The organism is Tolypothrix sp. PCC 7712 (assembly GCF_025860405.1).
Taxonomy (GTDB): domain Bacteria; phylum Cyanobacteriota; class Cyanobacteriia; order Cyanobacteriales; family Nostocaceae; genus Aulosira; species Aulosira diplosiphon.
This window is the reverse complement of the sequence record NZ_CP063785.1, coordinates 3,270,783-3,285,136: the sequence shown is the minus strand read 5'-3', so window position 1 is coordinate 3,285,136 and position 14,354 is coordinate 3,270,783. Positions and strand designations below refer to the sequence as shown.

Sequence of the window (14,354 nt, the reverse complement as noted above, 5' to 3'; positions counted from 1 at the left end):
CCCATAAAGAATAACTTTAGGAGGCGTTTCTACACTCCCTGAGGTTTTTAGATACTAAAAAAACAACTCTTGAGTCGTTTTCTTGTGTAACATAGTTTAGTTTTATTTTTGTCAAGTGCTGGGTTCTGATAGCTTAGGCTTAAAGATAGCACTGTCGTTTGTTGTGTATCCAACAGCTTTATTTAATAAATATGTAATTCAGATTTTGTAATGGAAGACCGATTTAGCCTGCAAACACCTGCCAATCCCTGGATGCTCTCGACTCCCTTTTTTCAAGGGCTACCAGAATTGGTTGTGGAAACAGCCCTCACTCATTTTGTGACCCGTACTCATCCACCCAATCAAGTGATTCTACTGGAAAATGATTGGGGTGGTTCAGTATACTTTATTGTTGATGGTTGGGTCAAAATTCGTACCTACAATTTAGAAGGCAAAGAAGTAACATTAAATATTATTGGCAAAGGTGAACTGTTTGGGGAAATGGCGGCACTAGATGAAGTACCTCGCTCTACCGATGTCATTACCCTCACACCTACTGTCATTGGGAGTATGCCATCGCAGGACTTTGTCAAGTTACTTCAAACAGAGCCTATGGCAGGAATGCGATTAGCTCAACTCATGGCGCGGCGTTTGCGACAAGTCAATCGCAGACTGCGCTTGCGGGAATCTGATAGCCAATCACGGGTGGCTGATACTTTGCTGTTTTTGGCGGAAGGACAGGGAAAAAAAGCACAAACAGGCACAGAAATTCCTAATTTACCGCACCGAGAACTCAGCAGTTTAAGTGGGTTGGCAAGAGAAACAGTGACACGAGTCTTGACAAGGCTAGAAAAGAAAGGCTTGATTAAACGGGATCAAGATATTATTTGTATTCCTGATTTGACTGCCTTGGAAAGAATGATCGTTTAAATACTTGTCAAATATGAGCATTTTAGATTCTTCGCCAGATGAGCCACAGCCTGGTTCATCGCCTGAATCTCAAACCCCGCAAAATCGGTCAGACAAACAAGGCAATTCGCTCAAGTTTGACAATCAAAACACGCTGCAACCTCCCCAATTAAAGGTAGATGCACCTTTAAGGATGGTGGAAACAGCGTTTTTGGCTAGTACTGCGAGTTTGATTTGGTTTATTAATTTTTATTTTCCTTTGGGCCCGGTATTAAAGATATTTTTTCCAGTACCGATCGCTCTAGTCTACCTGCGTTGGGGGCGACGCGCTGCTTGGATGGCAGCAGTTACATCTGGCTTGCTGCTAGGGGTGTTAATGGGCCCTGTTCGCAGTTTACTGTATGTAATGCCCTATGGTTTTATGGGCGTGCTGTTAGGTAGTGCATGGAATCGCCGTGTTCCTTGGATAGTTTCTATGACCTTGGGTATGTTACTCGGGACTTTAGGGGCTTTTTTTCGGGTATGGTTTCTGTCGGTGCTATCCGGTGAAGACTTATGGATTTATGCGATTAACCAAGTCACAGAACTACTAGAGTGGATATTTCTGAAGCTGGGATTATTAATCAACCCCAGTACATTCTGGATACAAATCGGAGCGATCGCTTTGATTATGTTCAACAATTTTATCTACTTGTTTGTAGTCCACATAGGAGCATGGCTGTTGTTGGATCGTCTGGGAAATCCAATCCCCCGTCCGCCTCGCTGGGTACAAGTTTTGATGGATTATGAATAATTGTTATTTGTCATTTGTCATTGGTCATTTGTATGGGGTCAATCTAAAATTTCAAATCTCAAATCCAAAATTCTTTGACCTTTGACTCTTATACATGATTAGTATTTATACTCAAATAGCACAGGGAGAAGCTTGGATTGCTAAGTATCGCGATCGCTTACCTGTGTTTGCTTGTATTTTAGGATTTACAGAAACTGGTTTGATTCCGGGGATTTCTGCGGCGGGAAAGACTCCCGAAGATAGGAAGTATACAGCTTGTGCTGATGCAGAATTTCTCTACTATGGTGCTGAACACCAAGCCAAATATCCCTTACCACCACTAGCGGCGGGTGCGTCACCTGTGCTAATTTCTCGTGCTGTGGTGGAAGCGCTGAAAACACCTGTTTATTTGTTTAATGCAGGATTACCCTACACCCCAGCAGTACCAAGCATCGATTTGGGTGGCTTTCCTGCTAGGTGTTTAAGTCAAGGTAACGCGATGGAATTAGCAACAGTCAAGCACTTGCTAGAACAAGGGTTGCTTTGGGGTACTAAACTGGCTGCTAATCAAGATGGGTATTTAGTTTTAGGGGAATGTGTGGTTGGTGGCACAACTACCGCCTTAGCCATTTTAACTGGCTTGGGTATACCAGCCGAGGGCAAGGTCAACAGCAGCCATCCTATTTGTAACCATGACCAAAAATCGGCTTTGGTACTAGCAGGTTTGGAGAAAATGAGACAAAGAGGAACCAATTACCAATTACCAATTACCAATCCCCAATCCAAAGTAGATCCTCTCAAACTTATTGCTGCTGTAGGCGATCCGATGCAAGTGGTGGTGGCGGGAATGGCGATTGCAGCTAGTCGCAGTTGTGGTGTGTTGCTGGCTGGTGGGACGCAAATGCTAGCTGTTTACGCGCTGATGAATGCGATCGCCCAAGCTTACAATTTATCTTGGCAACCAAAAGAAGTAGTAGTAGGTACAACGCGTTGGGTAGCAGAAGATCCCACTGGGGGAACGGTGGAATTAGCCCTCAGTTTAGGTCAACAAGACATAATGAAGGGTGGAGAAACCCCACCCTTACTAGCTACACAACTGAATTTTACTGATTCTTGTTATCCCCAACTCCAGGCTTACGAACAGGGCTTTGTTAAAGAAGGTATGGGCGCTGGAGGAGCTGCGATCGCTGCTCATCTGAGTTTAGATTGGCAGCAAAACCAACTTTTGGAAGCCATCGAAAAACAACTTGAGAGATTGAGCAGATTCAATCAACAATAGCGGATCTCAAGACTCAGCAAGTAACTGGTTATCAGGTTACAAAAATAACCAAATTTTAGATTTTAAATCGAAAACTTTGGACTGAAATCGTTAATATTTAAGCTACAAGCTACTGATTGATTTGGGAAAAAAATAAACATCCAAAATTTAAAACCCCGTAGAAGGCATGGGGCCAATCTAAAATCTAAAATTGTTGGACAAATTAGTGAATTCTTTCTCGGAGTAATTGTTCTTCTAAGGCTGCAATGCGATTGTATGCTGCAGTTAATTGTGCTGTTAGTCGTTGTATTTGAATTTCTGGGGAGATGGTTTTTTCTCCTCCTTGACGATTCATATCGCTGTAAATGCCATCAGCCAATACATCCTTGTGTTCCATTTCAGGATTGTAATTAAGATTCCCCCGGAACTGATAATGTACAGCTTCGGTATTTTCTGGATAATTATCTCTTGCCTGGGTTTTAGCTAAAGAGCATTCTGATAGAGTTTGAGTCACTTTACCATCAAGCTCCTCAATCACTTGGCAGAGGTTATCCAGCTTATGGCTCAAAGTCGTGATCTGCTTTTGTAATGGCTCCATTTAATACCCTAATCCGCATATTTTCTCTATGTTATTCAATTTACTGCCGACCTTAAATATACTTATGAATTATTTAACTTTTGCCAACTTCTGTTGGATTGTGAAACTAAAGTCATTACTTATCTATATATCTCAATATTTTCCTTAGTAGCTCTCAGAATTTTGTTGAGTAAATTAAAGTTTTTGGTATTTATTTTGCGATAAATCTCTTAAAATAGAGATAATTGCAGATTTTTCTGTCTAATAACCAACAGATATGGTTATTTTCGTGGTTTTAGCAGCAAAATCTAGTTGAATGTAGACGCAAAATCTTAGTTAGACAGGTGTGTAATTCCCAGAAGAGTTACAGTCTAAAGTTTATGTAATGCTATTGCTGGGGTGAGCATCATAAAAGCCGAGTCAGCCATTCCCGACGCGATCGCGCCTCTCTCAGGTCAGGAGTTTGTAGGACAATATCAATCAAATATGCGGGGGATAAATTCTCTACAAATCATGGCATTCGACCATAAAGCAGAGAAAGCAAGCACAGTTGCGTAATTCAGCCAATTAGGAAAAAGTCCAAAAGCAATAGCCTGTATCAATTACAGCAAGCACAACCAAGTTTCCACATCTATCAAAAGTAGGAGAAAAACTCAGGAAGCTTTGGTTAACTGTTAACTATTAACTGTGAACAGTCAACGGTTAACAGTTAACATTTAATTTTTGGTGTTCCCTCAAAAGCGCAGGTTGTAAAAATTCTGGTGTTTGAATGCTTAACATAGGTATAATGCAACATCTCATATCCCATAATCGATGGATCGACGGTCGTTTTTATTAGCCACAGGTACAGTGGCAATTTCACAACTACTTATTGGCTGTGGTGGAAGCAACCGGACGCAGCTGAAAGTACAGCTATTAAAAGGTTCCATACCTGGCCAGGTAGTTAATGAATTTCAGAAAAACTTACAGCGACAGGTAGAGTCTAAGTTTACCCCTGTCGATCAAATACAAGATTTATTCAAACAATTGCAAAGTTGGCAAGAAAAGCCAAAAACTAGCGATGAGCAAGGATGGAGTCGGTTTATCCCATTTCAGCAAAACCAAAAAACACCCGTAGCTGACTTGGTAACATTAGGAGATTATTGGCTGAAAGCGGCGATTCAACAAAACCTAGTTGAACCATTGAATCAAGGACAAATCAAACAATGGTCGGCTGTGGATGAAAAGTGGAAGCAACTGGTAACGCGCAACGACCAAGGTAATCCCGATCCACAAGGGAAAGTTTGGGCAGCTCCTTACCGCTGGGGTAATACAGTATTAATTTATAATCGCCAGAAGTTTCAAGAATTGGGATGGAAACCCCAAGATTGGAGTGATTTGTGGCGAGAGGAATTGCGATCGCACATTTCTCTACTCAATCACCCACGGGAAGTAATTGGTCTAGTTTTAAAGAAATTAGGAAAATCCTACAATACCGAGAATCTTGACCAAGTACCAAACTTGGAAACAGAACTGCGGACATTAAATCAACAAGTTAAATTCTACGACTCTCGAACCTACCTAGAACCCTTAATTGTTGGTGACACTTGGCTAGCACTTGCTTGGTCTGAGGATGCAACACCAGTATTATTGCGTTATCCCCAACTAGCAGCAGTTATCCCGCAATCGGGAACATCATTATGGGCAGATTTATGGGTACGTCCCAAAGGCGCTGTTAAAGATGATTTATTAAATAGATGGATAGATTTTTGTTTACAACCCGCGATCGCTAAACAAATTGCAATTCTCACCAAAACTAACTCGCCAACTGCTACAAATATTGCAGCTGCAGATATTCAGGAACCATTGCTCAATCTTTTAGTGAATAATCCTGCAGTTTTCGATAAAAGTGAATTTTTGCTTCCCTTATCTGATTCAGCCACAAAGCAATACGAAACTTTGTTTACCAAAATCAAGCAAGGATGAAATAAATCTCCCTGATAATTTTCGCTAAAAGACTAGTACAACTTAGATTCCCGAATTTTTAAAAAATTCGGGGTTCAGGGAAACAATTTTTAATTACGAGTGATTACTGATGATTGCGGCATTTAACCATAGTTAGGATGTAGCAAATAATATAGCATTAGCTACTTGAGATAGCGGATTGAAAAGGTAAATGAATATCAAAAAACCCTTGGTGAGAAATCAGCCAGAGGTAGGACAGCTTATCCGGAGGCTGCGGCTTGTGGCTGGGCTAACGCAAGAACAGTTTGCAGCCTCTCTAGGTGTTACATATTCAACAATTAACCGTTGGGAAAATAAACGCTCTCAACCATCACCTTTGGCGATAGAGAAGATTGAGAGAATGTTAAAAGCAATGGATGAACAATTTTATTATTTCTAGAAAGTCAACTATATTTGCTCTGTTTGGGTATGGGCGATCGCAAATTTTACTTGGCAATTTAGAATTAATCACTGTTAGACAAATATTAATTATTTATCTATGTATTTTTTTGACTAATTTATCGAAGCTGACAAAATTAAAATTATGCTCTCAATCGTCCTACATCCAGATGTTGTTAAGTTTTTGCGTAAAAATATTAGCAGTAATGTTCGGCAAAAAACTTGGGACTGCATTAATCAGCTAAGACGGCGACAGTTTAATGGTGGATTGAGAGTTAAACGGCTGAAAGGTATTAATAAAAGAGTTTGGGAAGCAAGGATTGATCGTGCTAGTCGTCTAATTTTTACTTACGACAAATCAAGACAGCCTGAAACAGGAGAGGCGGAAGTTTACATCGCCATTCAGGATATTTGTTTGGATCATGATGATGTTCCTAGAAAAGCAGCTAGAGAAAGAACCCCAGATGCAACTTGGTTAGATGGAGAGATAATTAATACTCTAGGTAATATAGAATCAGATTTTAATGAACTGCCGCAAACTGAACGCACTCAACTAGAGTTTGACCAATTAGAAGATGAAGATTTAGATTTAACAAAGTTATCAGATAATAAAGATGAACTCTTAGGTAATATACAGTGGTTAATTATAGACTCACCCGAAGATTGGCAACGAGCCATTATTAACCAGGATGTAGATTTACAATTCAAACTTACACCTGAAGAATACGCATTATCTACAATAAACGAGGATATACTTCTCAAAGGTAGTGCGGGGACTGGCAAAACTACAGTAGCTATATATCGTCTTTTGAATGATTACCGACTGTACCCACAATCTTCTAAAAGGCTTTATGTTGCTTACAATCCTTTATTAGTCAATAATGCAAAAGAACAGTTTTACCAATTATTAGGTACTAATAATCCTGAAGTTACATCTCTGTTTCAGTTTAAAACCCTAAGAGACTTATGTTTAGAAATTCTTGAGCTAACTGGACAGAGTTATTCACCTGAAGATGAAGTAAATTTTCATATTTTTGAAAAAATTTATTTACATAAAGAACGTCAAAAATATCCTACTGCTTTAGTTTGGAATGAAATTCGTAGTATTATCAAAGGTAGTCAACTGGCTTTGGATGCAGATTATTTAAGCCAATCTGAGTATGAACATTTAGGTGCTAAACGTTCAAGTATTGTCCAACTGAGTAAACGTGCTACTTTTTACTCGGCATTTACTTATTGGTATCAAAGAAAGATTAAAGAAAATGGTCGATTTGATGATATAGATTTGACTCGGAAAGCCTTAGAAGTTGTCATTGAAAACAATTTGAAAGATTATCGCTTAATTGTCTGTGATGAAGTGCAAGATTTTACTGAATTACAGTTAGAATTTCTCATGCGACTCGTTGCACCGACAGGGAATTTATTTTTTGCTGGTGATTTACACCAAATGATTAGTCCTAGTGGTTTTCGCTGGGAAGACTTGACAACAAGATTTTTTCAAAATGGACGAAAACAACCTCTGCAAGAAACATTCACATTCAACTTTCGCAGTGTTGGCACATTAGTTAATTTAGCTAACCAAATATTGCAAATACGTTATCGATTATTAAATACATCTTATCCCTATAAAAACACTCAGGCTATTAGCAATTATGGTGAACTAACTCGGATAGTTGCTGCTTCTAATCAACATTTGGAATCTATACTGCAAACTCTTCATCCAGGTGATGCTATTTTAGTTAGAACCAATCCAGAAAGAGAACATCTGCGCGCAGTTTTTAAGTCTTCTTTAGTGTTTACAATTGAGGAAGCTAAAGGTTTAGAGTTTGATACTGTATTTTTAGTAAATTTTTTTGAATGTCACCAGAATTTATGGTACAGAGTTTTACAAAAACCTTCTCGATTGCCTGAGAATGAAATACCAGGATTATTATTAGAGTTGAATTTACTTTATGTAGCTGTAACTCGTGCCCGTCGAATTTTAAATGTTTGGGAAGAAAAAATTTCTGAATTTTGGCAGCAACCAGAACTGATCAATTACTACAAAATTCAGGATATGCAAACAATAGCAGAAAATCGTTCTGCCGAACAAGTTCAAGATTGGCAGCAACGTGGAGAATATTACTTAAAAGCTGAGTTTTATCTACAAGCTGTTGAATGTTTTGATAAATCAGGTGATAGATTAAAATATTTGCAAGCCAGAGCTAAACAACTACAAAAAGAAGGTAAATATCAAGAAGCTGCGGTAATTTTTGCCGAATTAGAGAATTGGGAGACTGCTGCCAAACTTTTCCAGCGTGTTCAAAAATGGGAAGCAGCAGCACATTATTGGGGAAAAGCAGGTAATTTTGCACAAAAACAAATCTGTGATATTCATTTATTAGAAGAAAAAGGTCAATTTACACAAGCGGCTCGAGAATGGGAAGTTATTGGAAGATACAAGCAAGCCGCTGAATTATTTGAGAAAGATGCACAGTGGGAAGCAGCAGCAAACTGTTGGCAACAAGCAGGTAATTTAGAAAATAAGCAAATCTGTGAAATTCGACTACTGGAAGTAAAAGAACATTGGGAAGATGCGGCCCAGCAATGGCATCAATTGAGACGATTTGATGATGAAAAACGTTGCTGGATGAACAGTAATAATATAGCTAAAAAAGCTGAATATCAAGCTAAGGATTTTGAAAAACAAAAACAATGGTTACAAGCATATGAACAATATCAATTAGCAGGAATAGTTGATAAAGCCACGGAAACTTGTCAAAAAGCTATTGAAAGTTTAATGGCATCTGGAAAACAAAACTTTGAACAACAAAATTTTCAAGAAGCATTAGCTGATTACACACAAGTCTTACAGTTAAATTCTCAATATACTGAAGCTTATGTGCGCCGAGGAAGGGCTAAGATAAAACTCAAACAATATCTTTCTGCGATAGAGGATTACAATCAAGCTTTAATGATTAATCCACAATCTGCAGAGATATATTATGAGCGAGGTAGAGTTTACCAAATATTAAGCCAGTTAGATTTCCAAAAAGCGAAGATACTGAAAGAGCAGAAAAAGCCTGAAATTTAGTACTACTGCATTTTTACCCAGATCCCCGACTTTTTGAAAAAGTCGGGGATTTAAATCTCACTAAAGTTAAGTAATGCACCGCCTTACGGATGGTGCGTTAGGCGCTAGGATAGTTATTTCGTGACAAATCATCTTAAAAATAAGCGCCTAACATACGCTACAAAAATATTTATAAATAAACTCTGATTGCTGCTTGCTGTTGAGTTTAATTGTGGCTACTTGTGCTTTCAGCTTTGCATTTCTTGTAACTTCTAAAATACGCTCAGAATATACAACAGCGTAAATAGAATGATCCAAATGATATCTACAAAGTGCCAGTAGATTTCTGCCATTTCAATGCCAGTATGTTTCGTAGCAGAGTAATGACCGACACGGCGCGATCGCCACAGTACACCAAGTATTAACAGCAACCCTATAAATACGTGTAAACCGTGAAAACCTGTCATCAAGTAAAAGCAATTAGAAAATACGTTGGTAGTTAACCCATATCCCAAAGTCAGATACTCATATACCTGACCTCCCAGGAAAATCGCGCCCATCAACGCTGTGATGCCATACCATAAGCGCATCCCCGCGATATGATTTTTCTTAATCGCTGTATCACCTAAGTGGATCACAAAGCTACTAGAAACTAGGATGATGGTGTTAATTGTGGGTATGAGTAATTCTACCTCTGTCCCTTCCGGCGGCCAAACTGCGGCACCACCACGCAAAATTAGGTAAGTGGCAAAAAAACCACCAAACATCAAAGACTCAGAAACCAGAAACGTCAGCAGCCCGAACACCCGCAAGTCTTGATGTTCTTCATGGGAAGCGGCTGAACCCAACGCTATTTCTGGGGCGTTCAAAGTTGAATCCTGCATAAATTCCAATTTCTAAATTTAAGGAGAAATAATTGGCTTGAATTTCAGCCTTCTTCTTCTCTCTGTGTCTTCTGCGGTTAAAAATCATATAAAACCACAGAGGCACAGAGAACGCAGAGTTCACGTAGGATGGGTTAGCGATCGCGTAACGCATCCACTAACGTTAAACCGAGGCAGCCGTTTGCGCTGTGGGTTTTCCTTCATCACTGCGCCCATAATCGTAGGGGCCGTGAGTCACAACTGGTAGTACTTCCCAGTTTTCAATCGCTGGGGGTGAAGTGGTTGTCCATTCTAAAGTCAGCGCTTCCCAAGGGTTATCTGACGCTTTGGGGCCATTCATCCAACTCCAAATGGCGTTGAAGAAGAACGGGATTACAGATATGCCGAGAATTATTGCGCCAATAGTACAAATATGATTAATTCCTGCAAATTGAGGGTCATACATGGCGACACGGCGCGGCATTCCTTGCAACCCTAGTTGGTGCATGGGTAGGAAAGTGAGGTGAGTACCAACAAAAGTCAGGGCAAAATGTACTCTTCCCCAGGTTTCATTCATCATTCTGCCAGTCATCTTGGGGAACCAATGGTAAATTCCCGCATAGATACCAAATACAGAACCGCCAAATAATACGTAGTGGAAGTGACCAACTACATAATATGTATCGTGAACATGGATATCAAAAGGCGCTGTACCCAAGGTTACGCCGCCTAATCCGCCAACGACAAACATTGATAGCAAGCCAATGGCAAATAACATGGCACTGGTAAAGCGGATTTTACCGCCCCACAGAGTTGCTACCCAACCAAAAATCTTCACGCCAGTGGGAACAGCAACAATCAGGGTAGAAATGGTAAAGAACATCCGCATCCAAGGGGGTGTACCACTGGTAAACATATGGTGTACCCAAACAAATAAACCAATAATGCAGATTGCCAAGCTAGAATAAGCGATCGCTTTATAGCCAAATATCGGTTTACGGGCGTGAACGGGAATCACCTCCGACATAATGCCGAAGATGGGCAAAATCATTAAATATACGGCAGGGTGGGAATAAAACCAAAATAAATGCTGATAAAGCACCACATTTCCGCCAGCATCCGGCTTAAAGAAAGAAGTGCCAAAGTTGATATCAAATAATAACAGCACTAATCCGGCTGCTAAAACTGGGGTAGACAGCAGGGCTAAAACTGAAGTGGCTAAAATTGCCCAGCAGAATAAGGGCATTTGCGTCCATTGCATACTGGGGACTTTCATCTTCAAGATGGTGACGACAAAGTTTAACGCCCCCAAAATTGAGGAAGTCCCCACCAACACGATCGCTAAAATCCACATTGATTGGGCAGTGTTAGCTGTGATTAAACTCAATGGTGGGTAAGCAGTCCAGCCACTTTGAGAACCACCAAAGAAGAAGCTACCCAAAAGTAAGGCCCCAGCCGGCGGATTTAACCAAAATGCGATCGCATTCAATTTGGGAAACGCCATATCTCGCGCCCCCACCATCAAGGGAATCAGGAAGTTACCAAATCCCCCAATCGCCGCCGGCACAATCCACATAAAAATCATTAATGTGCCGTGGTTGGTCATGAAGGCGTTGTAAAGGTTGGGATCGAGAAAATCTGCATCTGGTGTATTTAATTCGATGCGGATCGCCATCGCCATTAATCCACCAATCAGGTAAAACACAAAGGCGGTTACCAGATATTGAATGCCAATGACTTTGTGATCGATATTAAAGGTGAAATAGTCGTACCATTTCCACTTTTCGGGTACTTCGTGGTGGGTAACGACTGTTGTAGATTTGGGAGTTTCTAATTGTGTCATACCAATTTTGGATTTTGGATTTGAGATTTTGGATTGAAAATCTTGAATAAAACAAGACTAGCTATCCGAAGTTGGTATTATCTGGAAAAACGCTTATGGATTGACGGCAACGGTTTGATCCATTTCTGGCTGTTGGGCTACGCGATTTTCTGCCAACCAGCGATCGTAATCTTCTGGGGTGTGGACAACTACAGAAGTACGCATACTACCGTGATAGCCACCACACAGTTCGGCGCAAACTATGGGATAGGTTCCTGTTTTGGTGGCGGTGAACCGCAACTGTGTAGGTTGACCAGGAATTGCATCTTGCTTCAACCGAAACTGAGGCACCCAAAATGAGTGAATTACATCATTTGCAGAGATATTCAGTAATACATCTTGACCGATGGGAACGTGCAGTTCGCCTGTATTCACATCGCTATCGGGATAGTTGAACAGCCAAGCATATTGCATTCCGGTGACGTTAACTACTAAAGATGGTGGTTTACCTTCGGTTGCAGGTGTCGAACCAATACCAATGGGGTTTGATTCGGGTTGTGCCATCATTGACTCGTGGGTCATACCGTGATGACCAATCTCATCCATCCCGCCCATCTCGGTGTAAACATCTACGCTGTAAACCCCCAATCCAATTACAATGATTCCGGGGATAATAGTCCACAAAATTTCTAGGGGAAAGCTACCTTCAATTGGCAGGCCATCGCCATTATCTCCAGGCCGCCGACGAAACTTAATTACAGAAAACAGGATGGCCCCTTGTACTACTAAAAATAAAGCAGTCCCAATGGCTACCATCACATTAAAGAAATCATCTACTAAAGGCGCTTGTGCGGAAGCTTGAACAGGCAAAAGATGATTATTTTGTCCTACCCACAAGCTAATTAGCGTAATTAAGATACCTGCAATTAAAGTTATAATCCCAAGGGGAATTTGTTTCATAAAATAATTTCCTCTGGATAAGTATTTTGCTGCCACATTTTTTCCAACATTTGGATTTTTCTTTGTAGCACAGCAGCACGATAAGCAACATAGCCCTTATGCAAAGTAATTCCTAAACAAAGGCCAATAGGAGCCAAAATTATCAGCCATAATAATATAGAAATAGCCATAGTGACACCGTGATTAGTGAATTGCTGAACATCGGAAACAGCATACACTAGGTTTTGTGTTGCCTGAAAATTTAGATGCTCCTGCCAAACTATAATTATTGCCACTAAAGCTGGAGAAAGCACTACTAAGCTTAATAAAAATACTGTGAGCATTCTTAAGAGTTTAGATTTCATAAGCATGACTGCAAAACCGCATATTCCTATAGATGCGGAGGTATAAGTTCTGCATTTTAAATCTGGTTAATTCCAGTTTTAAATGTCAATAATCTTTACAATTCACAGATAACCTCGTTGATATTTGATATATGCAGGTATTACTTTAACTTATGTTTATCGCGTTTATATTAAGACTGAAACAAATAGCCAGCTAAATATAAGTTAGGAATGTTAAGTAGGTTTTTCGTGATACATATCACAAAAAAAGATATTTGGCTTCAATCTACTCAGGTAAGACTATATTTTTTAGACTTTCTTTAGAATTTATAGTTCTTAACTATCTATTATTGAAAGTCTCAACTATAGCAATCTGTGTAGAAGTTACAAATATCTCTTTAATTTATCCTCCTTGTTACCTTTGTTTCCTTGTCCTGTTCATATATCAAATACAACTGCGATAGAAATTGATGACACTTGCCTGAGTTCTATCTATCAAAAGTGTTATATCAGCTACCTCATCTAGTAACAGCATTTAATTAGGGATGTACTCAACTGTTGAAACCCCTGCCTAGTAAAGATTTCAAAGTTTTTTTATGGTGGGGTACTAGTATTTTTTTGAGGGGAGGAATATTTACTTACAGGTAGGGGTACTAGCGTTTCTGTACTCAAGACAAAGCTCTACTGAGGCAACATCAGAAGCTATTTGTTAAGTTATTCTTCTCCAGTCAAGAAATGTTAATGAGTTATTAATTAAGTGAAGCGCGCTTGTACTCTCCATATTCTGTGTTTCAACATACACAATTCATCAATTACAACTAAATTCCTCAAATATTCCTTCCTACGCAAATAATTTCAGAAATCAAAGTGGATTGCTATATACAGATCACAAAATTAAAATTATCCAAATATTGCTAAAAAAAGAGACTTTTTTGAATATTAAATATCAATTAAATTTAATAATGTCAAATTTTCCTGATTTTGATATATTCAAATCGCTGTGACGCAAATCCCTACATTTTTCCAACAGATGCTTAAAACAATAATAATTTTATGGCAAGAAATCCCATTTTATGCCTTTCCTAACATCATTTATTAAACTAGAAATAGGTTTGTTACATTTATGTTAAAATCGGTAACTAAATGTTAGTGAAAGCTATTCTGTATAATAATTGTTTGGCAAATGTGAAGATTCATTTAATAGTTCAAAATGAACAAAAAAATCAGATGCTTTTGGTTAAAAAATTTACTAAGGTTAAGATAGATCAATGCGGATAGCAGAATAATTTTGGAATCAACAGCAATTAATTTTTAACTAATTAAAATTTTGCGGCGATCGCGTATTAGCAACATCTAGAAAATTCGGCATCTTTGCCACCGAGAGGAATAGATAAAAGCTGAATTCCGTAGCTATCTACGGCTTGATTTAGCATTTCAATTTAAAAATCACTCTTACA

General features: G+C 39.2%; 12 protein-coding genes. 7 read left to right on the top strand and 5 right to left on the bottom strand.

The genetic code is table 11. The features are described from left to right. Positions 1-210: 210 nt before the first annotated feature. From HGR01_RS13610 to cobT, 3 genes are all read left to right on the top strand, one after another. Positions 211-909, top strand: a complete 699-nt coding sequence (locus HGR01_RS13610; RefSeq protein WP_045870616.1) for a Crp/Fnr family transcriptional regulator — start codon at positions 211-213, stop codon at positions 907-909. 13 nt (positions 910-922) lie between these two features. Beyond that, positions 923-1,681: a DUF2232 domain-containing protein gene (locus HGR01_RS13605; RefSeq protein ID WP_045870615.1), complete on the top strand. Its 759-nt coding sequence runs from the start codon at positions 923-925 to the stop codon at positions 1,679-1,681. Positions 1,682-1,775: 94 nt separating this feature from the next. Next, positions 1,776-2,939 (top strand): nicotinate mononucleotide-dependent phosphoribosyltransferase CobT, encoded by a 1,164-nt coding sequence (gene cobT, locus HGR01_RS13600; RefSeq protein WP_045870614.1) that lies wholly within the window; start codon positions 1,776-1,778, stop codon positions 2,937-2,939. Positions 2,940-3,141: 202 nt separating this feature from the next. Here cobT and HGR01_RS13595 read toward each other — a convergent pair whose 3' ends face one another. Further along, positions 3,142-3,516 (bottom strand): hypothetical protein, encoded by a 375-nt coding sequence (locus HGR01_RS13595; RefSeq protein ID WP_045870613.1) that lies wholly within the window; start codon positions 3,514-3,516, stop codon positions 3,142-3,144. Positions 3,517-3,894: 378 nt separating this feature from the next. On the opposite strand from HGR01_RS13595, the gene HGR01_RS13590 reads away from it, so the two are divergent. The 4 genes from HGR01_RS13590 to HGR01_RS13575 all read left to right on the top strand — a co-directional run bounded on the left by HGR01_RS13590 (position 3,895) and on the right by HGR01_RS13575 (position 8,950). Next, a complete protein-coding gene (locus HGR01_RS13590) occupies positions 3,895-4,053 on the top strand; it encodes a hypothetical protein (RefSeq protein ID WP_155539246.1) in 159 nt (52 codons plus the stop codon). A 255-nt stretch (positions 4,054-4,308) separates the two neighbouring features. Continuing rightward, entirely contained in the window at positions 4,309-5,460 is a 1,152-nt protein-coding gene (locus HGR01_RS13585; RefSeq protein ID WP_045870612.1) for an extracellular solute-binding protein, read from the top strand. 190 nt (positions 5,461-5,650) lie between these two features. Then, positions 5,651-5,878 carry a helix-turn-helix domain-containing protein gene (locus tag HGR01_RS13580; protein ID WP_045870611.1) on the top strand — a complete coding sequence of 76 codons (228 nt, stop codon included), beginning with the start codon at positions 5,651-5,653 and terminating at the stop codon, positions 5,876-5,878. 144 nt (positions 5,879-6,022) lie between these two features. Then, on the top strand, positions 6,023-8,950 hold the full coding sequence (locus tag HGR01_RS13575) for a UvrD-helicase domain-containing protein (RefSeq protein ID WP_045870610.1): 2,928 nt from the start codon (positions 6,023-6,025) through the stop codon (positions 8,948-8,950). A gap of 251 nt (positions 8,951-9,201) precedes the next feature. Here the strand turns inward: HGR01_RS13575 and HGR01_RS13570 are convergent, their stop codons facing one another. From HGR01_RS13570 to HGR01_RS13555, 4 genes are all read right to left on the bottom strand, one after another. Next, positions 9,202-9,813 (bottom strand): heme-copper oxidase subunit III, encoded by a 612-nt coding sequence (locus HGR01_RS13570; RefSeq protein ID WP_045870609.1) that lies wholly within the window; start codon positions 9,811-9,813, stop codon positions 9,202-9,204. A 163-nt stretch (positions 9,814-9,976) separates the two neighbouring features. Then, positions 9,977-11,635 (bottom strand): cytochrome c oxidase subunit I, encoded by a 1,659-nt coding sequence (gene ctaD, locus HGR01_RS13565; RefSeq protein ID WP_045870608.1) that lies wholly within the window; start codon positions 11,633-11,635, stop codon positions 9,977-9,979. Positions 11,636-11,728: 93 nt separating this feature from the next. Then, positions 11,729-12,574, bottom strand: coding sequence for a cytochrome c oxidase subunit II (coxB, locus tag HGR01_RS13560; protein WP_045870607.1), 846 nt, complete (start codon positions 12,572-12,574; stop codon positions 11,729-11,731). Continuing rightward, positions 12,571-12,918, bottom strand: coding sequence for a hypothetical protein (locus HGR01_RS13555; protein ID WP_045870606.1), 348 nt, complete (start codon positions 12,916-12,918; stop codon positions 12,571-12,573). Before HGR01_RS13555 ends, coxB begins: the two co-directional genes overlap by 4 nt. Positions 12,919-14,354 lie beyond the last annotated feature (1,436 nt).